Genomic DNA, 24,879 nt, shown 5'->3' with positions numbered 1-24,879 from the left:
AAGGTTATAAGGCAGTCACTAAGACTTTGTCGATGCGGTTGCCATCCATGTCCATCACTTCAAACTCATAATTTTTCCATTGCATCCGCTCACCTGCCGTCGGCATGTGGCCCAATTTGAGCAGGACGAGGCCGGCGATGGTGTTAATATTGTCAAGGCCCTCGTCTTCGTCGTCAGTGACATTGATGTTTAATACGGCAAACAAACCGTCTAATTGATATTGCCCATCGACGAGCATACTACCGTCTTCCCGGGTAACGATCTCAGGCCTTTCGGCGGTATCACCGTCTGAGATATCGCCCACGAGGCTGCTTAAGATATCGTTGATGGTGACGATGCCTTGCAATGACCCATACTCGTCCAGTACGACGGCCTGGTGTATTTTAGAGGTTTTAAATTTGTTGAGAATGCTATAAGCCGAGCTATTTTCATGAACGTAATTGACGGGCTGCGTCAATTGCATCAGGTTGATGGGTTGGTCAATTAGGTACTGTTTAAGTAGGTATTTGATGTGCACCACACCGATGATATTGTCCAAGCCATCTTTGCACACCGGGTAGACCGTATGCCCACTTTCAAGGATGGTTCGTTTATGCTCCCCGTATTCATCATCGATGTCCAGCCAGACGATGTTGCTTCGGTGGGTCATCAGGTTTACCGCCCGTTTGTCGCCCAAGCTGAATACACGATCTACAATCTCATGTTCGATATGTTCGATGGCCCCGATGTCGGCCCCCTCGTCTACCAATGCCTTGATTTCTTCTTCGGTGACGGCATTTTGGGAGGTTTTGATATTAAGCAGTCTCACAAGGCCTTCAGTCGTCGCGCTGAGCAGCCATACAAATGGTGCCACTACCTTGCTGAGGATATCCATTGGGAAGGCCACAATCATGGCATATCGCTCGGGAATGGCCAAGCCTATTCGTTTTGGCACCAACTCGCCAAGTACCAAGGTGAGGAAGGTGATTGCGATGACAACGATGAGCACTGAAACCTCCGCACTGTATCCATCAAGCCATGCGACTTCGGATAGGTGGACATCAATACGCTGGGCGATCGTGGAGCCGCCAAAAAGACCAGTGAGGATGCCAATGAGCGTGATGCCAATTTGTACTGTGGAAAGAAATTGGTTTGGTGAATCCTTAAGCTTCAATACTTGCTTGGCAGCGGCATTTTTTTTGTCGACCAACACCTGCAAACGTGCTTTACGGCTTGATACGATGGCAATTTCGGAAGCCGAAAAAACGCCGTTTAATAGAATCAACGCTAAGATAATCAGCGACTCAATAAGCATGAAGCTAAAATAACAATTAATTTATACAAACAAAAACCCGGAAGCATAGCAGCGCTATGCTTCCGTTATGATTAGTTTCTTTGGTTTCTTTACCTGTTGCTTCAAAAGCGCAATGTTTACCACTTCATGCATCTCGTTGACGTAGTGGAATGTCAGATCCTTGATGTAATTTTCCTTGATCTCAAGCACGTCCTTTTTATTGGCTTTCGAAAGAATCACCTCTTTGATGTTGGCCCGCTTGGCGGCGAGTATTTTCTCCTTTATTCCACCTACGGGAAGCACTTTGCCACGGAGCGTAATCTCGCCCGTCATGGCCAGCTTTTCCTTCACCTTGCGTTGAGTAAAACTCGATGCCAATGCGGTGAGCATGGTGATCCCGGCAGATGGCCCGTCTTTTGGTGTGGCGCCTGCTGGCACATGGATGTGTACGTCCCACTTGTCAAATACACCATAGTCAATGCCAAATTCATCGGCATTTGACCGGAGGTATGCCATTGCTATACTCGCTGATTCCTTCATCACATCGCCCAGGTTGCCCGTCAAGGTCAATTTGCCTTTTCCCGGGCTTAAGCTCGATTCAATATAAAGGATGTCGCCACCCACTTGGGTCCACGCCAATCCAGTCACCACCCCTGCAACTTCATTGCTTTCATAAAATTCTTTATCAAATATCGGTGCGCCGAGAATTTGCTCTACGGCCGCAGTATCGATTTGTTTCTGGAGCGGATCCTCCATCACGATATGGGTGGCAATTCCCCGCACAATGGAACCAATCTTCTTTTCCAAGCCCCGTACCCCAGATTCCCGGGTATATTCGTCAATGATTTTCTCGATTATCTTGGGCCGGATGGATACGTCTTTGGATTGCAGGCCATGCAGTTCCCGTTGCTTGGGAATCAAATGTTTTTTTGCGATTTCGATCTTTTCCTCAATGGTATATCCGTTGACCTCGATGATTTCCATCCGGTCGAGCAGCGCAGGCTGTATGTTGCTCAATGAATTGGCCGTAGCGATAAACATCACATTGGACAAATCATAATCCAATTCCACGTAATGGTCGTAGAAGGCGTTGTTTTGCTCCGGATCAAGCACTTCCAGCAAGGCGGATGAGGGGTCGCCGCGGAAGTCGCTACCCACCTTGTCGATCTCATCCAGCACGAATACAGGGTTGGAGGCTCCTGCTTTTTTGAGGGATTGGATGATGCGCCCCGGCATCGCTCCGATATACGTTTTACGGTGTCCTCTGATTTCAGCTTCATCGCGGATGCCACCGAGCGCTATGCGTGTATATTTTCGTCCCAATGCCTTGGCAATGGATTTACCCAGCGATGTTTTGCCCACACCCGGGGGGCCGACGAGGCAGAGAATAGGGGCCTTCATGTTGCGTTTCAACTTCAACACGGCCAAGTATTCGATAATCCGCTGCTTTACTTTATCCAAGCCATAATGATCGCGATCCAGGATACGCCTTGCCCGGTGCAAATCAAAATTGTCTTTCGTGAAGTCATTCCATGGAAGTTCCAAGAGTAATTCGAGGTAGTTGACCTGCACGGAGTAATCCGCTGCGGCAGGATTGATGCGGGCCAGTTTATCCAGTTCTTTGCCAAAATGTTCACCTATTTCCTTGGCCCATTTTTTTGCCTTGGCGCGTTTCCGCAGGTCTTCCATTTCCAAATCCGGGGTGTTGCCCCCCAGTTCCTCTTGGATGGTTTTCAATTGCTGGTTGAGGAAGTAATCCCGTTGTTGTTTGTCTAAATCACCCCTTACCTTGTTTTGTATCTGTGTTTTAAGTTCCAGCAACTGGAGTTCGACGTTCAGTTGCTCCAGCACCTGGGATGCCCGTTCTTCCAAATCTGCGGTTTCCAGTAGTTGTTGTTTGAATTGCAGATCGGTATTGAGGTTGGAGGAAATAAAATTAATCAAGAAGGCTGGGCTTTCAATATTTTTGATGGCGATGCCTGCCTCACTGGGTATATGGGGAGACAATTGGATAATTTGCAAAGCCATCTCTTTGATGGAAGAAAGCAATGCATTGAATTCCCTGGTTGACTTGTGCTTTTTCTCTTCAAAACGTTCGATATAGGCTTTGATATACGGATCGCTTTGAATCATATCACGCAATCTGAAACGCTGCTTGCCCTGGATGATCACCGTGGTATTGCCATCAGGCATTTGCAGTATCTTGATGATCATGGCTACGGTACCCACTTTATTCAGCTGTTCGAATGTCGGATCCTCGATGGCCATGTTTTGTTGGGAGACTACGCCAATGATGCGATCACCCTTATACGCTTCTTTTACCAACTTGATGGATTTATCCCTGCCCACCGTAATGGGAATGACCACGCCTGGGAATAATACGGTGTTGCGCAATGGAAGGATAGAAAGTGATTCAGGGAGGTCGGCATTGCTCATCTCATCTTCGTCTTGCTGACTTAACAACGGGAAGAATTCAGTATCTTCATTTATGATAGGTATTGCCTGATTAAAGTCAAATGGATCAAAATTACTCATGAATATGTTTTGTCTTTATATGAGGCGCCATATTGGCAGCCATTGTTCATTTGTGCTAATGCCATATACCTTTTGTATAGGCTCCATACTTATGCGCAATGCCTATGCCAATAGCAAACTTTTTCGATATTTCACTGTTAAGTTGTATCATCAAGGCACCCTTGCTGAAAAAAAGTCAGGAACGGGATGGCTTGGTTGTTTACGTCATCTATCTGCTAATATAGAAAAACTATTTTTGATAATACTAAAATAATCTTTTTGGAGTTTTAAGTTTTGGATTTCGTTTATGAAGCTACAAGACATGAATTGTATTTGCGTGTAATAATAATTATGTTTGTAGCACGGAATTTGTAGCATGGAGCAATTGAGAGTCGTTTTAGTAAAAGAACACAGCAAAAAGGTGGAAAGGATTTTGTATAATTTAAAAGTGATGAAAAGAAACAAAATGAACATGTTTAATCGGGTTGTTACAGGAGCAACATTATGTTTTGCAGTGTTGGTAGCGCAAGCGCAAACTACAGAAACGGCTCCTAGCAATCCCAACGTCCGTCTAGGACAAAAAGCCCTAATAGATGGGGATTTTAAGGCTGCCGCCACTCATTTGCAAAAGGCGCTTCCCGCCGAGTCGGGCGATCCGGATGTCATGTACATGCTTGGCTACTCGCAGTATCAGATCGGTGAGTATAAGAAGGCGCTGGAATCTTTTGGTAAAGTAGTCCAACTGCTTCCCGAGCACGAATCGGCCTATTATTATCGCGGAAAAGCAGCTAATATACTGGCCGTGCAGACCGATATGAAAGTCAGTTCCAGCAACAGGGAGAAAATGCTGAATGCCGCTATTTTGGATTATACAAAAGCCATTGAATTGAATGCTACTGACTCAAAATACTATCAGAATAGGGGGATTGCCTATCGGGATTTGGGTATTTTGCGGGGTACTTCCGGTACAGCCAACTACGACAAGGTTATCGCGACCGAAGCTTATGATAAAAGTATTGCCGATTTTGAGCAAGTACTAGCTATGACGCCGGGCAAGAAAGATATCCAAACGGAAATCAAGAAGGCGAAAGTGTATCGGGACAATCTGAAGTAAGAGTGCGGTAGGTTTTGGCAATTTGTCCAATAAAAAATGGCTTTGCGATATCGCAAAGCCATTTTTTATTGGATAATCCCGTTTACAGTGTAACTGCTCGCGCCGATAATCCGTACCTGCTGTTTCCTGATTATTCGATATAGTGAATCCGGATAATAATCGAGCTGCTCATTCGTTTGATACAGCATGTTATTTACCCGGTTGACGATATGGATACGGTTGATGTCATCATTCGCATCCTTTTCTATTCTAATCTGTTCGGTGCGCAATGCTGGATCCAGGCTGGTATAAGTCAATGAAGTGGCCGTACTGTCTATTCGGTAACTGTGCTGCCAAGCCGGTTTGTTGATGTCAGAATCAATAAATAATTCCAGCTCATTTTTCCAATTGCCAATCCGGGTGTCACGACTTTCCGTCTCCCCATTTTTTGATACCGTTTTGGCAATATCGGGCGCACGCTGCTGCAAGCGGTCGGCTTCCTGGGTAAAATAATCCCCCAAGCTGAAATATACATTTTGGGAGCTAATTGATTGGCTGCCGTCGGGATTACTGCAAGACGCATTTGCTGCCAGAAGCACACAAAAAAACCAAGCCTTAACTATAAAATTACGCTGAAACATATCCCTATTGAACCAAGATATTTCCGGTCATTTCAGCCGGAATAGCCACTCCCATGATCGTTAATATCGTTGGGGCGATGTCGCCAAGTTTGCCATCTGAAATGGATTTGTAGTCCTTATCAATGAGAATACAGGGGACGAGGTTTGTCGTATGGGCGGTATTGACCGAGCCATCATCATTGATCATGAATTCAGCATTGCCATGGTCCGCAATAATGATGAAAGAATAGCCTTCTTTAACGCCGCATTCGATCACCTGTTTTGCACATCGGTCTACCGTTTCCACGGCCGTTACCACAGCATCAAATACCCCGGTATGGCCTACCATATCGGGGTTGGCAAAATTCAGGCAGATAAAATCCGGTTTATGAGAGGTCATGTCCTCGCATATTGCATCTGCCACGCCCTGTGCGCTCATCTCGGGCTGCAAATCATACGTTGCTACTTTGGGCGAAGGGATAAGTATGCGGTTTTCTCCGTTGAACACTTGTTCGCGGCCACCGGAAAAGAAGAAGGTCACGTGGGGGTATTTCTCGGTTTCAGCGATGCGTGTCTGTGTCTTTTGGTTGGTTTCGAGTACTTCGCCCAAGGTGTTGGCCAGGTTGTCTTTGAGAAACAGCGCCTGTACATCCTTAAAGGTTTCGTCATAGGTGGTCATGGTAAGGTAGTGCAGCGCCAAGGGATGCATACCTTGATCCGGGAATGCCCGTTGGGTAAGTGCGAGGGTAATTTCACGCCCGCGATCGGTACGGAAGTTGAAACAAACGACCACGTCGCCATTTTTTATCGTGGCAAGCGGCGCACCGTAAGCATCGGTCTTGACGATGGGTTTGACAAATTCATCGGTGACGCCCGCATCGTATGATTGTTGTACAGCTGCAACCAAATTTTGTGTAGATGTTCCCACACCATGCACCAGCAAGTCGTAAGCCTGTTTTACGCGTTCCCAACGATTGTCCCTGTCCATTGCATAATACCGGCCGATAGCCGATGCAAGCTGCCCGGTACTTGTAGTAAGGAACTGCTCTACATCCGTTAGATAACCGATTCCAGAATGGGGGTCCGTATCCCGCCCATCCAGAAATGCGTGGATGAATACCTGTTCGCTAGCCAGTCCGGCATTTTTTGCTGCATTGCATAAACCTTTGAGGTGCAAGGTATGGGCATGCACCCCACCATCAGACAACAACCCGATGAAATGCATTTGTTTGTCCTTATTTTTTGCGTAGGCGAACGCTTCTTGCAGCAGTTGATTGCTGTCAAATTCACCATCCCTGACCGCTTTGTGTATCCTTCCGAGTTCTTGATAGACTATTCTGCCGGCACCTAAGTTCATGTGCCCAACTTCTGAGTTGCCCATTTGGCCTTCGGGAAGGCCTACAGCTTCACCGGAAGCTTCCAGTTTGGAATGTGGATAGTTGGCCAACAGGTCGTCCAAAAAAGGCGTATTCGCCGCTAATACGGCATTTGATTGATCGTCTTTGCCATAACCCAAGCCATCTAAGATTATGAGCGCTACTTTTTTAGTCATATTCACAGCTACAAATATACGCCTTTTTTTGGGTAAAATGGGGCTGAAAGATGTATTGCTGCAAACGGTTGCGTAGAAAAAAATGGCATGTTTTTGGCTGTAATCTGTCGTGAATAAGTGTACGATGTTGAAAAGCATGGTTTGTAGAAAAAAAGCTACACTTTTTCACTCGATAAAACGCTAATATTGTCGAATACCAAACAAAGTGACATTTGAATAAACAATTACTGTGGAAGTAAAGGGAATCAGACTGATTAAAAAAGCTGCGATTACAGGAATAACATGCTTGTTTATGGCGACGGGCCTTGCCAACATGAATGATGTGATAGACGATATTTCGTCTTGCATCAGAAGTGCCAACACCAAGGAACTTTCCAAATACTTTTCTTCCACGGTAAGTATGACACTATTGAATGACGAGGGCATTTATTCACGCGTGCAGGCTGAGATTATCCTACGAGATTTTTTTGGCAAAAATACGCCCACAGACGTGAAAATTGCGCACAGACTGGATTCCAATCCCAGCTTCAGGTACGTTGTGCTCAATCTTGAAACATCCAAAGATACCTATCGGGTTTCGTATAAGCTGACCAACAACGACAATTCCTTTCAAGTGACGGAATTCCGTGTAGAATCCGTGTATTAGCCAGCGGCCTAATTTTACTTTTATTCGCTCTATTTTATTTTAAATAGCCATCTTAGCAGCGTTTTTAAACAAAATGCTGGAAATGTATATGCCTGCGTGGGGTTCGCCTTTGATAGGTATATCTGTTTTTGTATGCTACAACAAATGACACAGGAAGAAAAAGACAAGTTAGACATTTTTATTGCGGCAGCACTTGCCGAGGATGTAGGGGAAGGCGATCATACCACATTATCAATCATTTCCGCCGGGAAAATAGGAGAAGCGCAGTTAATCATCAAAGAACCAGGCGTATTGGCGGGGGTGGAAGAAGCGTTGGCCGTGTTTGATCAGGTGGACGAAACACTGGATGTAGAAGTCTTCATCGAAGATGGGCAGCTTGTACGGGCCGGGGATATCGTCATGCGTGTACATGGAAATATCCATGGCATACTGATAGCGGAGCGACTGGTGCTCAATATCATGCAACGCATGAGCGGTATTGCGACGACCACCCATCGGATCGCCGCGGCTTTGGCCGATACGCACACAAAGGTGTTGGATACGCGCAAGACCACACCCTTATTGCGTTTTTTAGAAAAGAAGGCAGTAGCTATCGGAGGTGGGGTAAACCACCGGTTCGGTTTATATGACATGATCCTTATCAAAGATAATCACGTAGACTATGCGGGCGGCATAAAACCCGCTATTGAAAAGGCAAACCAGTACCGGGAGCACCTGGATAAACCCATAGCCATAGAAGTGGAAGTTCGGAATCTCAACGAACTGGATGAGGTACTGGAAGTAGGGCAAGTCGATAGGATTATGTTAGACAATTTCGGCCCGGATCAACTGCGTGAAGCGGTGATACGCATCGGTGGCCGGTTTGTGACGGAAGCCTCGGGCGGCATCACTGCCGAAACGGTTCGCCAGTACGCCGATGCGGGCGTAGATTTTATTTCTATAGGAGCGCTTACGCATTCCGTGAAAAGCTTGGATATGAGTCTGAAAGCTAAACTTGTCGATTAAATAAGCAGATGTTGTTTTTTGCTTCTTTTTCATTAACTTGCGATTCATGATATCGATCTATTTAGTCGGAGCAGTCGTGTTAGCCTATCTATTCGGCTCTATTCCTACAGCGGTGTGGCTTGGCCAGTCGTTCTACGGGGTAGATGTGCGGGAGTACGGGAGTGGCAACGCAGGGGCGACTAATACGTTCCGGGTATTGGGCACGAAAGCTGGTGCTGCCGTGATGTTTATCGATATCCTAAAAGGCTGGACGGCGACAAACCTGGCCTATTTTATCGGTCCATCCGTGACGGGCCCCCAAGCTGCAGCCCAGTTTATCAATTATCAACTGGCCTTAGGAGTCATTGCGGTGCTTGGGCACTTATTCCCTGTGTTTGCCGGTTTCAGGGGCGGCAAGGGGGTAGCCACCTTGTTTGGAATGATATTAGCCGTGCATTTCCAAGCAGCATTGATTTGTGTTTCCGTTTTTATTATCATGTTGTTGCTCACCCATTATGTGTCGCTCAGCTCCATTGCGGCGGGATTTGCCTTTCCTTTTAGCATCGTCTTCCTCTTTCATACGTCGGTGAAATCGGTTTTGCTTTATGGCATGTGCATCTGTGTATTGATTTTGATTACCCATCAAAAAAATATCGAACGGCTACTGAAAGGCAAAGAATCGAAAGTTTATTTATTCCGGAAGCGTACATAAGCCATCCTTCAGGCAATTCGGCATATATATTGCTTGTGGCATAGCATGGGCTGTCAAGTCCTTCGCTAATACTGAAACGTCATGAAACTAATTGTTAAAGGTCTTTTTTTGCTATGGATTTCCACAATGGTTGTTTCCTGCGCGACCGTGCCATTGACCGGTCGGCGGCAATTAAGCCTGGTCAATGAAGCCGAAATCCAGCAACAGGCATCCCTGGCATACCGGGATTTTTTGGGTGACTCGAAAACCAAAATAGTCAAAAGTACCGCGCAGGCACAATTGGTGCAGCGGGTAGGAAAAAACATTGCATCAGCAGTGACCCGCTTCCTGCAAGAAAACGGGTACGGCAATCAATATAGTTTCGAATGGGAGTTTAACCTGATTCAGGAAGATCAGATAAATGCGTGGTGTATGCCGGGCGGCAAGGTGGCTGTATATACGGGTATTCTCCCTGTCACCCAGAATGAAGCCGGGCTGGCTACCGTGATGGGACACGAGATTGCGCACGCCATTGCCAAACACTCGGCCGAGCGCATGTCGCAAACCATTATTGCACAGGCTGGGGGTGTAGCGGTGGATGCCGCGACGGCGGAAAAATCCAATACTACCCGGGCAGTGCTCAATACGGCTTACGGGCTGGGGGGGCAACTGGCATTGTTGAATTATTCGCGCAACCAAGAAAGTGAGGCCGACCGCCTGGGGCTGGTCTTCATGGCCATGGCCGGCTATGACCCGAATGAAGCTGTGGGATTTTGGCAGCGTATGGCGCAGGCCAAACAGGGACAAGGGGGCGGTGCCCCACCGGAATTCCTGAGCACCCACCCAAGTGACGCACGCCGTATCAACGATATCCAGCGATTGATACCCGAAGCCATGGCATATTACAAGAAGTAGCAGTTTTCGGATGGTTTTCGTATGTTTGCATCCTTAACAATACATGCGAAATGACATTGAAACAAACGGATATGGCTGCAATCCGGGTGGAATATGAGATGGGGCAGTTAAACGAGGATGGCATATTACCCGATGCCATTGCACAATTCCGAAAATGGTTTGATGAAGCCATCGAGCGGCAGGTTATGGAGCCCAATGCCATGACATTGTCCACCGTGTCTACGACAGGCAGACCATCATCAAGAATCGTATTACTTAAACAGCTGGACGACTCGGGTTTCGGCTTTTTCACCAACTACCAAAGCCAAAAAGGAATGGAATTAGCGACGAATCCTTATGCTGCGCTGCTGTTTTTCTGGCCAGAGTTGCAGCGCCAGGTGCGCGTCGCTGGCCGTGTGGAGAAAATGTCCGCAGCGCTATCAGAGACGTATTTCCAATCGCGGCCCAAGGGAAACAAATTGGGATCCGTAGCCTCGCCCCAGAGCCAGGAAATTGCTGGACGGGACGTATTAGACGCCCACCTTGCCCAATTGGAAGCACAGTACCAAGACACGGAGTATATTCCCCGCCCGACACATTGGGGCGGATATTGGCTGGTGCCGGATTCGCTGGAGTTTTGGCAGGGGGGGAGGAGCAGGCTCCACGATCGGTTGGTCTATGAGAAACAGGGGGAGCACTGGACTATCAAGCGACTTGCACCCTAAGCACCATTTAGCATGGAAGTTTTGACACGCATTAAATCCCTGCTGGTCGCCCAATTCGGAGATGCAGCAGGGATAGCCGAAGAGCAATCCGGGTTGCAGCCAGCCCTTATCATATCCAGTGCATGGTTGCCGAAGGTGTGCTTGTTCCTTCGTGATCATGAAGAGACTTATTTTGATTTCCTCTCGTGCATTAGTGCGGTGGACGATGGGGTGGCTGCTGGCACCTTTACCATGGTCTACCATTTGGCGTCCATTCCCCTGAAGCATCAGCTGACGCTCAAAGTCATCGTACCAAACGATCGGCGGTTGGACAATCTTCCCGTTGTGCCCAGTGTGAATAGCGTGTGGCGCACCGCTGATTGGCACGAACGTGAAGCGTTCGATCTCATGGGTATTTATTTTGACACACACCCGGATTTGAGGCGGATATTGATGCCGGATGACTGGGAGGGGTATCCGCTGCGCAAGGATTATGCAGAAGCCGAAACCTATCACGGCATAGCCATTAAGTGAACTGCAACGTTGAAATAGGAGCAGAAGTATGCGATTAACAAGATCAAATGGAACCATCACCGGCAATAGATAGACCCTACCAAGAAGCCTTACGCGCTTATGAAGCTCGGCTTGCGGCTATTGGAGCCCAGGAGATGGTTATCAATATGGGGCCGCAGCACCCCTCAACACATGGCGTATTGCGTTTGCAACTGGTGACTGATGGTGAGCTGGTCAAAGAAGTTATCCCGCATGTTGGTTATTTGCACCGTTGCTTCGAGAAACACGCCGAGTCCATGAATTATGGGAAAACCATTCCGTTTACGGATCGGATGGACTACTTGGCTTCGATGAATAATAGCCATGCTTTTGTAATGGGTGTAGAGCGTATGCTTGGTATTGAAAAGCAGATCCCGAAACGGGTTGAATACATCCGTGTTTTGGTCTGCGAGCTCAATCGTATTGCTTCCCACCTGATTGCCATCGGCACCTATGGTATTGACATCGGTGCGTTTACACCTTTTATGTGGTGTTTCCGCGATCGCGAACACATCATGAATATGTTGGAATGGGCATCCGGTTCGCGGATGTTGTACAATTATATTTGGGTGGGCGGGTTGTTTTACGATCTGCCCGTAGGCTTCGAAGCGCGCTGTGCCGAATTTATCCAGTATTTTAAACCCAAGTTGGCTGAGTTGGATGAACTGCTGACCACCAACCAGATTTTTGTGTCGCGTACAGCGAAAATCGGCGTGTTGCCGGCCGACGTGGCCATTAATTATGGTTGTTCGGGGCCCATGTTGCGTGCCTCCGGTGTGAAATGGGATCTGAGGAGGGTAGATGATTATTCCGTCTACCCCGAAATCGAGTTTGACATTCCCATTGGTAGCGGAGCGATGGGTAGCCTGGGCGATTGCTGGGATCGGTTTAAGGTGCGTGTGGAAGAGATAAAGCAATCGGTAGGGATTATTGAGCAATGTGTCGCGCGCCTTACCAAAGAACTGAAACGTACGGCAGATTTCGATCCCCGGGCGCTGGTGCCCAAAAAAGTGAATTTGAAAGCCCAAGATTATTACGTAAGGGCTGAGAATCCCAAGGGAGAATTAGGGTTTTATTTTGTTACACAAGAAAAAACAGACATTCCCAAGCGGGTTAAAGCCCGTGGGCCGAGTTTTAACAACCTTTCTGTACTCCCTGAATTGGCTAAGGGCGTACTTATCGCCGATTTAGTTGCCATACTGGGGTCGATTGACATTGTTTTGGGAGAAGTAGATCGATAAATCCCCGCTTGGGGCAAGATATTGCGGCTATAGTGGCTGGCAGATGTTGTTTTGAAGGGTGGTTTCAAAAATATTTTAAAATAATTTTGCAAGGTGTGAAACAAACACTATCTTTGCATCATCATAATTTAGGTTTATAATTGGTTAGTAAAGGTTTCCATTCTCCCCGTTTGGAAACCTTTCGTTTTTTATAAAAAGCGATACCACCGATTATTCAAAAAAAGAAACCGCCCCATAATCACTTATGAGACGGCTTCTTCTTATGAAATGCTTAGCGTATTAGAAATAAAATTGTACGCCAAGTTTCGGGGCAAAGGAATCTGCATTCAAGCCGAAAGAATTGCTCGTGACGTTGCTTCCCTCTTCCGGTTTAATACTGGCATTTTGGTAATACAAGCCTCTTACGGAAAGTTCGATCCCGATTTTGCTCGTTGGGAAATAGGCAAAGCCGGGAGCAAGTTCAACACCGTAGGTTTCAATGTTCCCCAATTTGGTGTCGTCGGCCTTGGCTGTTCCCCAAGCCATAGGAACCGAAAGCTGGCCGAAGAATTTGAAATTGCCGTCACCTTTGTACAACCGCGCAAATGGCGCTACGCTAAATGCGTGTACGGTATTGCTGCTTCCGAAAATGTCCGCATCAACGGTGTTTTTTTCATAAGAGTAACCCAATCCCGTTCCCACAGCAAGATTGTCACTGACAAAATATCCAGCGGAAGGGACGATGCTTAGCGAATGGCCTTCTGTATCCAGGTCCTTGATTTTTGAATAGTCATACGAAACGTTTCCGCCCAAGATGATTTTTCCTTTTTCCGTCTGTGCGTTAGCTGCGAAGGTCACCGCGATGGCGGCAGATAAGGTTAAAAATAATTTTTTCATGATGTTAAAAATTTTAGTTAAATGTCAGTCATTTCGTCTTTGAACAATTTGACTGTATAGGTCAATAAACAATAGCAGTGCCAAAATCTATTATTGGATTGTATAATATGTCACAGTTAAGTCTCTTTTTGGGGTAGGTAATTTTAAGCGAATTAATTGTCTTAAATAAGTAAAAAACCGTTTTTTTACTTTGTTGAAAACAAATTACGCACTGGTTTATGAAGATGAATTTGCCGTGTTACTTTTCTGTTCTTATAGTGCTGACTTTTTGAGTTTTATAGTCAGTTTAGGCTAAGTTGTCATTGTCGTGTTGATTGTCAACAACGGTTTTTATGACAAAAGCCAAAACAATAATCTGTTTTGGCTTTTGTTAGTAAAAGTCCAGTAAGCTTGTTATGCGTTATTCAAAGTACTCTTTAATCCGTTCAAAAAAGGTTTTTTCATTCTTTCCCGGTTGCGGTTTGAAATTTGGCGAATTGCGCAGACGTTCAAGAAGTTCTTTCTCTTCAGGAGATACCACTTTGGGTGTCCAGACATTGACGTAAACCAACTGATCGCCTTTATGATAAGAATTTACCTCGGGGACGCCTTTGCCCTTGAGCCGCAATATCTTTCCGCCCTGGGTACCGGGTTCAATTTTGATTTTTGCCTTGCCATCTATTGTGGGAATTTCCGCGTTGGTTCCCAAGGCCGCATCCACGAAGTTGATATATAAATCATAAATGACATTGGTGCCGTCTCTTTTAAGGGTCTCGTGCGGTATTTCCTCGATGAGAATGATCAAGTCGCCCGGTACGCCTCCGCGTGGGGCTGCATTTCCTTTTCCGCTCATGGAGAGTTGCATGCCTTCACTTACGCCGGCCGGGATATTTATGCTAATGGTTTCCTCGCCGCGTACCAGCCCATCCCCATGGCATACAGCACATTTTGCTGATATTTCTACACCTTCGCCATTGCAGGTAGGGCAGGTGCTGGTAGTCTGCATCTGGCCAAGGATGGTATTGGTGACCCTCCTTATCGTCCCCGTACCGCCGCATGTGCGGCAGGTGTGGAAAGATGATTTATCTTTTGCGCCACTTCCGTCACACGTAGAACAGATGACCTGCTTGTTTACTTTTATTTTCTTTTCGGCTCCTTTTGCAATCTCCTGGAGGTTGAGTTTCACCTTGATGCGCAAGTTCGAGCCCTTGGATACACGTCGGCCACCACGTTGCCCACCGCTGAAAAAACTCTCAAACGGACTGCCACCACCGCCGAAGATATCGCCAAATTGGCTGAATATATCCTCCATATTCATGCCGCCGCCACCGTAGCCGCCTGGAGTGCCTCCGGTGTGGCCAAAGCGGTCGTAACGTTGTCTTTTTTCGGGATTGCTGAGCACTTCATACGCTTCAGCAGCTTCCTTGAATTTCTCTTCAGCTTCCTTATTATCTGGATTTTTATCGGGATGGTACTTAATGGCCAGTTTTCGGTAAGCTGACTTTATTTCCGCTTGATCCGCATTTCGTGAAACCCCTAATACATCGTAATAATCTTGTTTTGCCATGCTTGCCTATTTGTTAACTGCCAACAACCACCTTGGCATGCCGCAATACCTTGCCATGCAAAAAGTAGCCCTTTTCGATTTCGTCAATTACTTTACCTTTCAAGTCGTCACTTGGGGCAGGTATATTGGTGATTGCTTCCTGCAATTCGGCATCAAAGGGTTTTCCAATAGACTCCATTTCTTTTAATCCCTGATGGGTTAAAATATGCTTTAACTTTTGGCCTACCAGCGTTATTCCCTCTTTTACCGGAGCAACTTCTGTCGCTATTTCGACAGCCTTCAGTGCCCGCTCGAAATCGTCTACTACCGTCAATAGATTGGCAATGATTTCTTTACCGGCGGTCTGCATGAGCTCGATGCGTTCCTTAGCCACACGGCGTTTGTAGTTGTCAAACTCGGCATATAAACGAAGGTACTTGTCGTTTAACGAAGCCAATTCAGCAGCCAATTGCTCTTCGGCTGTCGGTTGATCCGTGGCAGATTCTTCCGCCGCAGCGTCTGCTCCATTTTCGTTTGGGATATCGGTTGACTGCGTTTCGTCCACAGCAGATTCTTTTTCTATCATTATTTCGTTATCCTGGTCTTTTTTATTGTTTTTTGCCATAATTAGCCATCCTTACTGTTGTCCACTATTTAATTCCAGCCTCAATTTTATTGCCAATAGCGAAATATCGGTCACCCTGTCAGTTTTGCAATCCTGTTATATCGACACATTGTCGTGCAACGCGCCATTACCCGTTTTAATAATGCGCGAAGGCATATTGCGGATAATCTGGTAATCGTGCGTGGCCATCAGGATAGCTGTGCCCGCACGGCTGATTTCTTTTAGCAGCAAGACAATCTCTTCGGATGTTTCCGGATCAAGATTGCCCGTTGGTTCGTCCGCCAAGATGATTTCTGGATTATTCAGCAACGCTCGGGCAATGACCACCCGCTGTTGTTCGCCGCCTGACAGTTCATGCGGCATTTTTTTCAGCTTTGAGCGAAGCCCCACCTTCTCCAGCACATCGAGCATGCGGGCATTGATAAGCGCCTTGTCTTTCCAGCCTGTGGCCCTGAGTGCAAATTCCAGGTTCTTTTCTACGGTGCGATCGGTAAGCAGGTGGAAATCTTGAAAGACAATCCCCAATTTCCTGCGCAAGAAGGGTACTTCGCGCTCGCTGAGCTTCTTCATGTCAAATCCCGCTACCATTCCTTCGCCGCTTGCAATGTGTAAGTCGCCGTAAATAATTTTCAGCAGGCTACTTTTGCCGCTGCCAGTCTGCCCGATAAGGAAGACGAATTCGCCCTTGTCGATTTTAAGATTTACGTTAGCGAGCACCAAGTGTTTGGGTTGGTAGATATCTACGCTTTTGAGTGTGATTACCGTATCGCCCATCATAAGCTTACAATTCTAGTTTTTTAATTTGCCCAAAAGGCATTTTCTGGACAATTTCCATGATATATTCCGCTTTGTCAGCCAATCCCAATTTTTCCAGTGATTTATCCGGACGATCTACCCTGAAATAGGCGAGCAGTGTGAATGCATCATCACGCAATTGGACATAATCCGGTATCTTAGCTACGCCCTTGACCTTAATGACATACATGTTGCGGCAAAGTTAGCATTAATTAGGTGAAAGATAAAGGTCTCATCGATGTTCTGCCAAAAAATCAAGCGTATTCACACCGTCTGCATAGTCATCAAGTGCAGGCTGCTGGCTTTGTCCAAAGCGTACGGAAGGCACCGGGCTTTCCAGCGGTTCAAGGCTGACCACGCATTGCAATTGGGAAGCTGTTGCAGCAAGTTTTGCACTAAGCATGTCTTCATTGTCGTATTCCTCCATGTACAGGGTTGCCAATGGAGAAGCCGTCCGTTCATCCGGTTTCACCAGCAGGAAGCCATTGTCATAGTGCGGATCGCCATTGATAAGGTAAATGGATTTGTTATAGTCGTAGTTGTTGGTGTATTTATAGTGGTCTGCTATATCGGCAAAGGGCGCGATTCCCGCATAGAAAGCCGAGATGTCATATCCTTTAGGCACAAACAGCTTGGAGACACTGCGGCAGCCGAGGCCGAAGTAATCAAAGATATCCGAGCCCAATTGCACGAGCGCATCCGGGGTTTCCTTTCCTGTCAAGATGGCGACACTGTTGCGGTTTTTCCGTATGATGTGGGGTTTTTTGCCAAAGTAGTACGTGAAATACCGTGCCGTATTGTCACTTCCGGTAGCTATTACCAAATCAAAGCCCGCCAGGCGATCAGTGATGGTAATTTTATTGGCCAAGCGAGGTTCAATTTCCTGTAGCTTATCGAGCACATGCGTGGTCAGCTTCAAATCGGCTGTCGATGGTTTTAGTTGGACATTGAAACCGGCACAAAGTACGCATAAGATATCGTGAAAACCTACCAATGGAATGTTGCCTGCCAATACCAGCCCAACGGTTTGGTCAGTTTCCCCATCAAAAGGATACGGATCCAGCCACTTGCCCAATTGCGGTGCTGATAGATTCAGGGCCGTATTTTTCAACGCTTTATAAACGTTTGGCAGGGTAAACCACGCATTATAATATCCAGCAGATTCCACGGCATCATGGAGTTCCTGGCTGTCGGAAAGTAAGTAAGATCCCAATAAGGCGAATGCGTCAATGCGTTGTTTCTTTGTCAAAATGTTAATCTTAAACCCTTCTTTGCACAATATTTGTATTACCTTTGCAGAAATTTGGCGTCACTAAAAAAGACGACCGATTGGGTAGTGAAGGCGCTTAGCCAAAAACAAGGCGCATTCAAAACGGATACAAAAATAAGGTTTTATTTTATCATAATAGTAAGCATTAGATGGCAATCAAGATAACAGACGAATGCATCAATTGCGGGGCTTGCGAACCGGAATGCCCGAATAATGCAATTTACGATGCAGGGGTGAGTTGGCGTTTTTCAGAAGGCACGGAACTTAATGGAATTATTGATTTTGGCGATGGGACCACATTGGATGCGGATGAAGAGCAATCCGCGTTGTCCGATGAAGTCTATTACATCGTTTCCGATAAATGTACCGAATGTGTCGGTTTTCATGACGAACCGCAGTGTGCAGCGGTATGTCCGGTTGACTGTTGTGTAGACGATGAGGATGTCCGCGAGACCGAAGATGAACTACTGGCCAAAAAAGCTTGGTTACATGGCGAGTAACGATGGCGTAAGGCTTTAAGAAGATCTACCACATACACACAAAAGAGCCCTCCGCCGAACCAGCGGAGGGCTCTTGCTTTCCATCGGATTAGCATTTGCCGGGTATGACCAATACCGGGCACGATGCACGCCTGATCACACTTTCCGAGACGCTGCCGGATATAAAGTGGTCAAATCCCGTGCGGCCATGCGTGCCCATGATAATGAGATCTGCCGCCCATTCACTGGCAACGGTCAGTATCTCTTGTTTCGGGCTGCCGATACGGCTAAATGTAAATACTTCCTTTACATCCTGGAATTGCTTGCTGATTTCATCCAATAACGTTTTTGAATTTTCTTCCTGTATTTCCGTGGTTTCCGGAATGATGATCGGTTGCTGCCCCATTAAGGGATCAGCACCGTAGTTGGTGGGGGCTGTCGGCTCGATGACATGTATCAATGCCACGGAAGATTCCATCATTTTAGCCAAGTTGTGGCCGTGCCGTAGCGCTTTTTTCGAGCAATCGCTATCATCCGTTGCGATGAGTATGCGGCTGTAATTTGCTGGTTTTGCATCCATAACTAAGGGGGTTGATAGGGTTAAACTTTTGTAAAGATAACAATATTTGATGGACTTTGGTTTTTCAGCGCATACGAAATGTGGGCTACAGGGCTAAGACAGTTCCTGCATCAATTTATCAAATTCGGCACGCAAAGTGGCCAGTTCGGCTTCTACCTTGGCCAAGCGAGCAGCCAGCTCGGTGGAAGACCCGACGTCGTTGGTTTCCAATTCACTATCATCCGGAAGCTCGTCCCCACCCAGCAGGTGCATATAGCGCGCTTCCTTTTGTCCCGGCCGTTTGGGCAACTGCCTGATATATGGCTGTTCGGCTCCGGCGAGGTTGTCCAGCAGGGCTTGTACCTCGTCCAGCGATTCAAATTCATGCATCCTGCCCGAATTGGTGTTCAGCTCGCCCGGCGTCAGCGGACCCCGTAGCAGCAGGAGGCAAATGATGGTCACTTCAGCGGGTATGATGGGATATACCACCGCAAAATTGTGTTTGTATTTGGTCACCCTGCTGGATCCCCCGGTGACCGTCGATACCAGCCCTTTTTTCCGCAGTGCATCCAATGTAGCGATCACCGTATTATCGTCATAATTGACAACCGGCTTCCGCGATGTCTTTTGGTTGCACGCGGCCACCAGGGCGTTCAGCGTAAGTGGATAGTATTCTGGTGTCACTTTGGACTTTTCCATCAGCGATCCCAGCACGCGTTGTTCTTCAGCGGACAGGACGGGAAGGGTGGGTGTTATATCCATAGTATGGTTTATTATCTTATTGTTAGCTTCCAAAAATGATGTTTTTATCGCAAATAAACAACTTTGTATAAAATATGGTAGCTTCATTTGCTATCTTCGCCGTCAGTTATATCACGGTTTCCTTGCTTAAGATTGCCTACCATCCCAGCTATATGCACCCGTTGCCGGAAGGACATCGGTTTCCGATGATCAAATACGAACTGATCCCCGCGCAGCTGTTATATAGTGGCCTCATCCAAGCGGATAGCTTATTCGAGCCGGATGTAGCCAGCTTCCAGACCATCGTCCAGGCGCATGCTGCGGATTATTGCCACCAATTGATTGACGTGGCGCTTCCCCCGGCGATGGTCAGGCGCATCGGTTTTCCACTGTCTGAGGCGCTGGTGGCGCGCGAACTGCGGATTGTGCAGGGCACCATTGACGGATGTTTTTTTGCCATGCAGCACGGCGTAGCCCTCAACGTGGCGGGCGGTACCCATCATGCTGGGCACGATTGGGGCGAAGGGTTTTGTTTGCTCAACGATCAAGCCGTCGCCGCCGCCCACCTTGTAAACAACGGGATTTGCCGCCGGGTAGTAATTATCGATTTGGATGTGCACCAGGGCAACGGCACTGCCCAGATTTTTGGGAGCGATAGCCGCGTATTTACGTTTTCCATGCATGGTGCACGCAATTTTCCTTTCCGCAAGGAACGGTCTGACCGCGATGTAGGCCTGCCTGACGGGACGGGCGACGAAGTATACCTCGAACTGCTCGCTCACCATCTGGACTGGATTTTCGAAGAAGTGCAGCCCGACTTTGTGTTTTACCAGGCAGGGGTAGATGTACTTGAAACCGACCGGCTGGGCAAGCTCGCGCTTACGAAAGCCGGATGCTTCAGCCGTGATGAGCTTGTATTCCGCTCCTGCAAATCGGCCGACGTGCCTGTGCAGGTGAGCATGGGCGGGGGATATTCTCCCCATATCCGTGATATTGTGGATGCACATTGCCGTACATTTGAGGCAGCTATTCGCTGCTATGATTGATTGTTTTACGATAAATAAATTAAGGAAACGATGTTTTACCACACCGACGCCATCATCGAACAATTGGCTATCCACCGCGTAGGCAACAAATTGCAGGATGAATTTTACGCGCTCAGCGACCATCCCATCCCGCTGGAAGATGAGTTGCTGGGGCAGCTGCTGATGCATTATTTCCTCAGCCCGTTTGCCAAGGTCAATGAAGTCTATCGGCTGTTTCATGCCAGTGGTACCCTGGCACTCAATGAAGTATACCATTTTTCTGGGACCTTTTTCCAAGGCGAGCTGGGATTCCTTGAGCTGAGCCAGCAGCTTTGCAAACACCTGTTTGAGGCATCCAGCCACCCGAATATCAAGGGGGGCGAGCTTTACGTCGTGCACCTGCGTGGCGTACAATTAGAAGGGGAGCTTCACGAAGCCATCGGCATATTCAAGTCGGAGCACAAAGAAACCTACCTTAAGGTATCCCCCCGGCAAGGTGCATTCGATGTAGATTATGAGCAGGAGGCCATCAATATCAACAAGCTGGACAAAGGATGCCTGATTATCAATACCGAAAGCGACGAAGGCTATAAAGTGCTGGTCATCGACCAGACCAACCGCCAGCAGGAAGCGCTTTATTGGAAAGACGATTTCCTCAGCTTGCGCATACGCAACGATGCATTCAACCAGACCGGCAATTTTCTGAAGGTATATAAAAAATTCGTCAATGAGGGATTGGATGAAGCATTCGAGTTGGAGCGTACAGATAAAATCGACCTGCTCAACCGTTCAATGGATTACTTCAAAGATAAGGAAACCTTTAAGCAGGAGGAATTTGAGGAAGAAGTATTAGGCAATCCCAAGGCCATCAGCTTATTTAACGATTATCGGCAACAGTTCGAAGAAGCGTATGAATCACCCTTTGGTGATCAATTCGGCATTTCCAGTCAAGCCGTAAAAAAAGTCCAGGCTACCTACAAGAGCGTGCTGAAATTGGACAAGAATTTCCACATTTATGTGCACGGCAAGCGGGAGTATATCGAAAAAGGGTATGATGAAGAGAAGGAAATGAATTATTATAAACTATATTTCAAAGAAGAGCACTGATTTTTCCCGATTCTTTCCAGATTTTGCAGCTACTTTGGTCGCCATTCATTCAATCCATGTAAGCTGGAAAAGACTTTATGAACCATACCAAAGATAGTGTATTCAGCGAGGTTATCAAGAAACCTTCAGATTTTAAGTTCGGTGCCACGGTGGCCAATGCCTTCGACGACATGGTGGAGCGTTCGGTGCCTTTCTACAACGAAATACAGCGGATGATCATTGAGCAGGCAAGTGATTTCGCCAAGCCGGGTACCAACGTCTATGATTTGGGCTGCTCCACCGGTACGACGTTGCTCCACTTAGATCCGCTTGTAAGCAGTGAAGTCCGCTTTGTGGGGGTGGATGATTCGCAAGACATGCTGGCCAAATGCGCGGAAAAGCTTGAACAAGCAAACCTTACCCGGAAGTATGAGCTACAGCATGCCGACCTGCACCGGGACTTCCGGGTCGAAAACGCTTCGGTCGTCATCCTGTGCCTTACCTTGCAGTTTGTGCGGCCGATATACCGCAAAAAATTGCTTCGCAAAATTTATGAAGGGCTCACCCCCGGCGGTGTATTGCTGATCGCCGAGAAGATATTGGCCGAAGACAGCCTGTTCAACCGCAATTTCATCACCTACTATTACGACTATAAGCGCCGCAACCAATATAGCGAACTGGAGATTTCCCAGAAAAGAGAAGCGCTGGAAAATGTGCTGGTACCCTACAAGCTCAGTGAAAATATCAAGATGCTGCGGAAAGTCGGTTTTGGCCATACGGAGGTATTTTTCAAGTGGTATAATTTCTCGGGATTCATCGCCATTAAAAATTAGTGCTATGATCCGTATCGGTAATTTTTTCTTCAGGTACCGCAATTACCTCTTTATTTTCCTTTACCTGGCGCTATTCATTCCCTCACCGCCCATTTTCAACGAAAGAGGCTTTGGCCCCAGCTTCTATTTATATCCCTTGATTAGTGGGCTGGCTATTACCGTTATGGGGCAGCTTATCCGGGGCATCACGATTTCCCTGGCCTACATCGTCAGGGGGGGCAAGGACAAAAAAGTATACGCCGACCAGCTGGTCACCGATGGCATTTTCGCCCACTGCCGCAATCCACTGTATGTGGGTAATATCCTGATGTTGCTGGGCGTTGGTATTCTCGTCAATTCCCTGTTATACCTCGCCGTTTTCATTCCACTCTTTTTGTTTATCTATCAAGCCATTGTCTTGGCCGAAGAAAATTTTTTGCGCAATAAATTCGGACACCAGTTCGATGCTTATACCCAACGGGTGCACCGCTGGCTGATCAACCCGGTGGGCTTGGCAAAGACCATTTCCGGCATGCATTTCCTATGGCGGCGGTGGCTCATCAAAGAATACAATACCCAAGTGATTTGGCTCGTGGGCATTGCATTGATCCTTTTCTTCAAGTATACCCACTGGCCGTGGGACAGCGCCACCCGCAACGCTTGGTTCGTTGTGGTGTTGCTCATGCTGGCCACCTATTACCTCACCGTGCGGTACCTCAAAAAATCCGGCAAATGGACGGTTGCTTAGTGCGATGCCGATACATCCACCTTGCCCTGGCTGGTATTATTCTTCAGCATCAGGATGAAAGGCACGCAGATGAGAAATAGTAAACCAATGTAAAGGAATACGTCCATGTATGACAATACAGCCGCCTGTCCCATGATCGATCCATCCATGGCGCTCAGTGCAGCGGCCTGTGCCTGATTGGGTGCCATGCCGTGGTGCATGAAGTTGGCCACCATTCCCTGGTAGTTTTGCTGGAATGCCAGGTTATCGGGGCTGATGTGGTTGATGAGGTCACCGCGGTGCAAAGCGTTGCGGCGGGTCATAAACGTCGTGATGAGCGCAATACCGAATGAACCACCGAGCTGCCGCATCATGCCTGTAAAAGCGGCACCCTGTCCAATTTGTTTTCCCCGCAATGTGGAGAGCGATAGCGTAGAGACCGGTATGAACAGCATGCTCATGGCAAATCCCCGCAGCATCAGCATCCAGAAGAATGCGTCGCTGCCCGTATCGGGCGTGAGGATATGATAGCCCCAAAAGCAAAAGATAAAAAAGAGAAACATGCCCATAGCAGCCAAGTATTTCTGCTTGACACCCCGTTGTATCGCCTGCCCAATCATGGGCATCATGAATGCCGTCATCAGCGACGAGGGCACCATGAGCAATCCCGCTTGGTAGGCCGTCCACCCCAGTGAATTCTGCGTGTACAGCGGAATAATGAAGGTAGAACCGTACAAGCCGAAGCCCAGGATGAAGGAAAGGACGGTGCCCACGCGGAGGTTGCTGTTTTTCAGCACGCGCAGTTCCACAATGGGATTCTTGTAGGTGAGCTCTCGCCAGAAGAAAAGGTAGACGCAGAGTGCACATAGCACGGCAAAGAAAAGGATCATGCCGCTGCTGAACCAATCTTCTTCCTGTCCCCGTTCCAGCACCAGTTGCAGCGAGCCTACCGCACCGGCAAGGAAGGCGATGCCCCACCAGTCGATTTGGCTGGCCGCTTGCCGCTCGCCATATTTAGGACTTTTGATGAATCGCAGGGTCAGCATGGCAGCGATGATACCTACAGGGATATTAATGTAGAAGATATAGGGCCAGCTGTAGTTTTCCACGATATAGCCGCCGAGCGGTGGGCCAAGCGTGGGGCCTACGATGACACCCAATCCATAAATAGCCTGGGCCATCCCCCTTTTTTCAATGGGATAGACTTCCGTGATGATGGTCTGCGAGGTGACCAGTAAGGCCCCGCCGCCCACGCCCTGGAGGAAGCGGAATAAGATAAGCTCCCACATGGCTGTGGCATTGCCGCACAAAAACGAACAGACGGTAAAGAGGATGATTGACCCCGCAAAATAATGCGTACGGCCAAACTGCTGGGAGAGGAAGCTCGTCAGCGGTACGACGATGACATTACCAATGGCATACGCGGTGATGACCCATCCGATTTCGCTCAAGGTGGCACCCATGCTGCCGCGCATTTCATTGAGAGCTACGTTGATGATGGTGGTATCCACGATTTCCAGCAGCGCACAGCAGACGGCAGTCACCGTGATGATCGTGCGGCGGAAACCATATTCTACCAATGAATCTTGTTGCAT

At 47.6% G+C, this 24,879-nt stretch carries 26 protein-coding genes; 13 read left to right on the top strand and 13 right to left on the bottom strand.

The window, feature by feature from the left end:
• Nucleotides 1-4 precede the first annotated feature (4 nt).
• Together BMW65_RS04385 and lon are read right to left on the bottom strand one after the other, a co-directional pair.
• Nucleotides 5-1,294 carry a hemolysin family protein gene (locus BMW65_RS04385; protein ID WP_090603131.1) on the bottom strand — a complete coding sequence of 430 codons (1,290 nt, stop codon included), beginning with the start codon at nt 1,292-1,294 and terminating at the stop codon, nt 5-7.
• 54 nt (nt 1,295-1,348) lie between these two features.
• Nucleotides 1,349-3,808, bottom strand: a complete 2,460-nt coding sequence (gene lon / locus BMW65_RS04380) for an endopeptidase La (protein WP_090603130.1) — start codon at nt 3,806-3,808, stop codon at nt 1,349-1,351.
• A gap of 430 nt (nt 3,809-4,238) precedes the next feature.
• On the opposite strand from lon, the gene BMW65_RS04375 reads away from it, so the two are divergent.
• The gene (locus BMW65_RS04375) at nt 4,239-4,901 is read left to right on the top strand and encodes a tetratricopeptide repeat protein (RefSeq protein ID WP_143053799.1); all 663 of its coding nucleotides are present in this window, start codon (nt 4,239-4,241) and stop codon (nt 4,899-4,901) included.
• Nucleotides 4,902-4,966: 65 nt separating this feature from the next.
• On the opposite strand, the gene BMW65_RS04370 is transcribed toward BMW65_RS04375, so the two are convergent.
• Both BMW65_RS04370 and gpmI read right to left on the bottom strand, forming a co-directional pair.
• Nucleotides 4,967-5,479 (bottom strand): hypothetical protein, encoded by a 513-nt coding sequence (locus BMW65_RS04370; RefSeq protein ID WP_090603126.1) that lies wholly within the window; start codon nt 5,477-5,479, stop codon nt 4,967-4,969.
• A 46-nt stretch (nt 5,480-5,525) separates the two neighbouring features.
• Nucleotides 5,526-7,052 carry a 2,3-bisphosphoglycerate-independent phosphoglycerate mutase gene (gpmI, locus tag BMW65_RS04365; protein WP_143053798.1) on the bottom strand — a complete coding sequence of 509 codons (1,527 nt, stop codon included), beginning with the start codon at nt 7,050-7,052 and terminating at the stop codon, nt 5,526-5,528.
• 292 nt (nt 7,053-7,344) lie between these two features.
• Here gpmI and BMW65_RS04360 point away from each other — a divergent pair, with 292 nt between their 5' ends.
• The 7 genes from BMW65_RS04360 (at nt 7,345) to BMW65_RS04330 (ending at nt 12,764) form a co-directional block, all read left to right on the top strand.
• Nucleotides 7,345-7,698: a DUF4783 domain-containing protein gene (locus BMW65_RS04360; protein WP_090603123.1), complete on the top strand. Its 354-nt coding sequence runs from the start codon at nt 7,345-7,347 to the stop codon at nt 7,696-7,698.
• A 144-nt stretch (nt 7,699-7,842) separates the two neighbouring features.
• A complete protein-coding gene (gene nadC, locus BMW65_RS04355) occupies nt 7,843-8,703 on the top strand; it encodes a carboxylating nicotinate-nucleotide diphosphorylase (RefSeq protein WP_090603122.1) in 861 nt (286 codons plus the stop codon).
• Nucleotides 8,704-8,749: 46 nt separating this feature from the next.
• Nucleotides 8,750-9,394: a glycerol-3-phosphate 1-O-acyltransferase PlsY gene (gene plsY, locus BMW65_RS04350; protein WP_090603120.1), complete on the top strand. Its 645-nt coding sequence runs from the start codon at nt 8,750-8,752 to the stop codon at nt 9,392-9,394.
• Nucleotides 9,395-9,475: 81 nt separating this feature from the next.
• Nucleotides 9,476-10,288: a M48 family metallopeptidase gene (locus BMW65_RS04345; protein ID WP_090603118.1), complete on the top strand. Its 813-nt coding sequence runs from the start codon at nt 9,476-9,478 to the stop codon at nt 10,286-10,288.
• A gap of 50 nt (nt 10,289-10,338) precedes the next feature.
• Entirely contained in the window at nt 10,339-10,992 is a 654-nt protein-coding gene (gene pdxH / locus BMW65_RS04340; protein WP_090603117.1) for a pyridoxamine 5'-phosphate oxidase, read from the top strand.
• A 12-nt stretch (nt 10,993-11,004) separates the two neighbouring features.
• The gene (locus tag BMW65_RS04335; protein WP_090603115.1) at nt 11,005-11,505 is read left to right on the top strand and encodes an NADH-quinone oxidoreductase subunit C; all 501 of its coding nucleotides are present in this window, start codon (nt 11,005-11,007) and stop codon (nt 11,503-11,505) included.
• Between the two features lie 47 nt (nt 11,506-11,552).
• Entirely contained in the window at nt 11,553-12,764 is a 1,212-nt protein-coding gene (locus BMW65_RS04330; protein WP_090603113.1) for an NADH-quinone oxidoreductase subunit D, read from the top strand.
• A gap of 279 nt (nt 12,765-13,043) precedes the next feature.
• Here BMW65_RS04330 and BMW65_RS04325 read toward each other — a convergent pair whose 3' ends face one another.
• From BMW65_RS04325 to BMW65_RS04300, 6 genes are all read right to left on the bottom strand, one after another.
• A complete protein-coding gene (locus tag BMW65_RS04325; protein ID WP_090603112.1) occupies nt 13,044-13,640 on the bottom strand; it encodes an outer membrane beta-barrel protein in 597 nt (198 codons plus the stop codon).
• A gap of 400 nt (nt 13,641-14,040) precedes the next feature.
• Nucleotides 14,041-15,186 carry a molecular chaperone DnaJ gene (dnaJ, locus tag BMW65_RS04320; RefSeq protein WP_090603110.1) on the bottom strand — a complete coding sequence of 382 codons (1,146 nt, stop codon included), beginning with the start codon at nt 15,184-15,186 and terminating at the stop codon, nt 14,041-14,043.
• Between the two features lie 13 nt (nt 15,187-15,199).
• Entirely contained in the window at nt 15,200-15,790 is a 591-nt protein-coding gene (locus tag BMW65_RS04315; RefSeq protein ID WP_090603108.1) for a nucleotide exchange factor GrpE, read from the bottom strand.
• 96 nt (nt 15,791-15,886) lie between these two features.
• The gene (locus BMW65_RS04310) at nt 15,887-16,567 is read right to left on the bottom strand and encodes a cell division ATP-binding protein FtsE (RefSeq protein ID WP_090603107.1); all 681 of its coding nucleotides are present in this window, start codon (nt 16,565-16,567) and stop codon (nt 15,887-15,889) included.
• A gap of 4 nt (nt 16,568-16,571) precedes the next feature.
• Entirely contained in the window at nt 16,572-16,775 is a 204-nt protein-coding gene (locus BMW65_RS04305; protein ID WP_079715721.1) for a fructose-6-phosphate aldolase, read from the bottom strand.
• Between the two features lie 42 nt (nt 16,776-16,817).
• On the bottom strand, nt 16,818-17,834 hold the full coding sequence (locus BMW65_RS04300; protein WP_090604209.1) for an aldehyde dehydrogenase family protein: 1,017 nt from the start codon (nt 17,832-17,834) through the stop codon (nt 16,818-16,820).
• Between the two features lie 170 nt (nt 17,835-18,004).
• Between BMW65_RS04300 and BMW65_RS04295 the strand changes: the two genes are divergently transcribed.
• Nucleotides 18,005-18,355 (top strand): 4Fe-4S dicluster domain-containing protein, encoded by a 351-nt coding sequence (locus BMW65_RS04295; RefSeq protein ID WP_090603105.1) that lies wholly within the window; start codon nt 18,005-18,007, stop codon nt 18,353-18,355.
• 88 nt (nt 18,356-18,443) lie between these two features.
• Here the strand turns inward: BMW65_RS04295 and BMW65_RS04290 are convergent, their stop codons facing one another.
• Nucleotides 18,444-18,914 carry a universal stress protein gene (locus tag BMW65_RS04290; RefSeq protein WP_090603104.1) on the bottom strand — a complete coding sequence of 157 codons (471 nt, stop codon included), beginning with the start codon at nt 18,912-18,914 and terminating at the stop codon, nt 18,444-18,446.
• 93 nt (nt 18,915-19,007) lie between these two features.
• Nucleotides 19,008-19,655 carry a YceH family protein gene (locus BMW65_RS04285; protein WP_090603103.1) on the bottom strand — a complete coding sequence of 216 codons (648 nt, stop codon included), beginning with the start codon at nt 19,653-19,655 and terminating at the stop codon, nt 19,008-19,010.
• A 74-nt stretch (nt 19,656-19,729) separates the two neighbouring features.
• On the opposite strand from BMW65_RS04285, the gene BMW65_RS04280 reads away from it, so the two are divergent.
• The 4 genes from BMW65_RS04280 (at nt 19,730) to BMW65_RS04265 (ending at nt 23,305) form a co-directional block, all read left to right on the top strand.
• Nucleotides 19,730-20,680, top strand: coding sequence for a histone deacetylase family protein (locus BMW65_RS04280; RefSeq protein WP_245747497.1), 951 nt, complete (start codon nt 19,730-19,732; stop codon nt 20,678-20,680).
• 30 nt (nt 20,681-20,710) lie between these two features.
• The gene (locus BMW65_RS04275) at nt 20,711-21,766 is read left to right on the top strand and encodes a nucleoid-associated protein (RefSeq protein ID WP_090603101.1); all 1,056 of its coding nucleotides are present in this window, start codon (nt 20,711-20,713) and stop codon (nt 21,764-21,766) included.
• 77 nt (nt 21,767-21,843) lie between these two features.
• Nucleotides 21,844-22,578 carry a carboxy-S-adenosyl-L-methionine synthase CmoA gene (cmoA, locus tag BMW65_RS04270; protein WP_090603099.1) on the top strand — a complete coding sequence of 245 codons (735 nt, stop codon included), beginning with the start codon at nt 21,844-21,846 and terminating at the stop codon, nt 22,576-22,578.
• 4 nt (nt 22,579-22,582) lie between these two features.
• Nucleotides 22,583-23,305: a methyltransferase family protein gene (locus tag BMW65_RS04265; protein ID WP_090603098.1), complete on the top strand. Its 723-nt coding sequence runs from the start codon at nt 22,583-22,585 to the stop codon at nt 23,303-23,305.
• Here the strand turns inward: BMW65_RS04265 and BMW65_RS04260 are convergent.
• Nucleotides 23,302-24,879, bottom strand: coding sequence for a DHA2 family efflux MFS transporter permease subunit (locus BMW65_RS04260; protein ID WP_090603096.1), 1,578 nt, complete (start codon nt 24,877-24,879; stop codon nt 23,302-23,304). The two genes, BMW65_RS04265 and BMW65_RS04260, sit on opposite strands and share 4 nt — an antisense overlap.

Origin of the sequence: Parapedobacter koreensis (assembly GCF_900109365.1) — a bacterium.
Lineage (GTDB): Bacteria > Bacteroidota > Bacteroidia > Sphingobacteriales > Sphingobacteriaceae > Parapedobacter > Parapedobacter koreensis.
The sequence above is the reverse complement of the archived record's forward strand: the minus strand, read 5'-3'. Positions and strand labels throughout refer to the sequence as shown.

Coding starts and splice junctions, on each gene's coding strand:
- BMW65_RS04325 (WP_090603112.1), bottom strand. CDS start 13,640: ATGAAAAAATTATTTTTAACCTTATCTGCCGCCATCGCGGTGACCTTC.
- BMW65_RS04315 (WP_090603108.1), bottom strand. CDS start 15,790: ATGGCAAAAAACAATAAAAAAGACCAGGATAACGAAATAATGATAGAA.
- BMW65_RS04345 (WP_090603118.1), top strand. CDS start 9,476: ATGAAACTAATTGTTAAAGGTCTTTTTTTGCTATGGATTTCCACAATG.
- BMW65_RS04335 (WP_090603115.1), top strand. CDS start 11,005: ATGGAAGTTTTGACACGCATTAAATCCCTGCTGGTCGCCCAATTCGGA.
- dnaJ (WP_090603110.1), bottom strand. CDS start 15,186: ATGGCAAAACAAGATTATTACGATGTATTAGGGGTTTCACGAAATGCG.
- BMW65_RS04295 (WP_090603105.1), top strand. CDS start 18,005: ATGGCAATCAAGATAACAGACGAATGCATCAATTGCGGGGCTTGCGAA.
- BMW65_RS04305 (WP_079715721.1), bottom strand. CDS start 16,775: ATGTATGTCATTAAGGTCAAGGGCGTAGCTAAGATACCGGATTATGTC.
- gpmI (WP_143053798.1), bottom strand. CDS start 7,052: ATGACTAAAAAAGTAGCGCTCATAATCTTAGATGGCTTGGGTTATGGC.
- BMW65_RS04265 (WP_090603098.1), top strand. CDS start 22,583: ATGATCCGTATCGGTAATTTTTTCTTCAGGTACCGCAATTACCTCTTT.
- nadC (WP_090603122.1), top strand. CDS start 7,843: ATGACACAGGAAGAAAAAGACAAGTTAGACATTTTTATTGCGGCAGCA.
- pdxH (WP_090603117.1), top strand. CDS start 10,339: ATGACATTGAAACAAACGGATATGGCTGCAATCCGGGTGGAATATGAG.
- plsY (WP_090603120.1), top strand. CDS start 8,750: ATGATATCGATCTATTTAGTCGGAGCAGTCGTGTTAGCCTATCTATTC.
- BMW65_RS04360 (WP_090603123.1), top strand. CDS start 7,345: ATGGCGACGGGCCTTGCCAACATGAATGATGTGATAGACGATATTTCG.
- cmoA (WP_090603099.1), top strand. CDS start 21,844: ATGAACCATACCAAAGATAGTGTATTCAGCGAGGTTATCAAGAAACCT.
- BMW65_RS04290 (WP_090603104.1), bottom strand. CDS start 18,914: ATGGATGCAAAACCAGCAAATTACAGCCGCATACTCATCGCAACGGAT.
- BMW65_RS04260 (WP_090603096.1), bottom strand. CDS start 24,879: ATGCAACAAGATTCATTGGTAGAATATGGTTTCCGCCGCACGATCATC.
- BMW65_RS04285 (WP_090603103.1), bottom strand. CDS start 19,655: ATGGATATAACACCCACCCTTCCCGTCCTGTCCGCTGAAGAACAACGC.
- lon (WP_090603130.1), bottom strand. CDS start 3,808: ATGAGTAATTTTGATCCATTTGACTTTAATCAGGCAATACCTATCATA.
- BMW65_RS04385 (WP_090603131.1), bottom strand. CDS start 1,294: ATGCTTATTGAGTCGCTGATTATCTTAGCGTTGATTCTATTAAACGGC.
- BMW65_RS04280 (WP_245747497.1), top strand. CDS start 19,730: ATGGTAGCTTCATTTGCTATCTTCGCCGTCAGTTATATCACGGTTTCC.
- BMW65_RS04375 (WP_143053799.1), top strand. CDS start 4,239: ATGAAAAGAAACAAAATGAACATGTTTAATCGGGTTGTTACAGGAGCA.
- BMW65_RS04275 (WP_090603101.1), top strand. CDS start 20,711: ATGTTTTACCACACCGACGCCATCATCGAACAATTGGCTATCCACCGC.
- BMW65_RS04330 (WP_090603113.1), top strand. CDS start 11,553: ATGGAACCATCACCGGCAATAGATAGACCCTACCAAGAAGCCTTACGC.
- BMW65_RS04310 (WP_090603107.1), bottom strand. CDS start 16,567: ATGATGGGCGATACGGTAATCACACTCAAAAGCGTAGATATCTACCAA.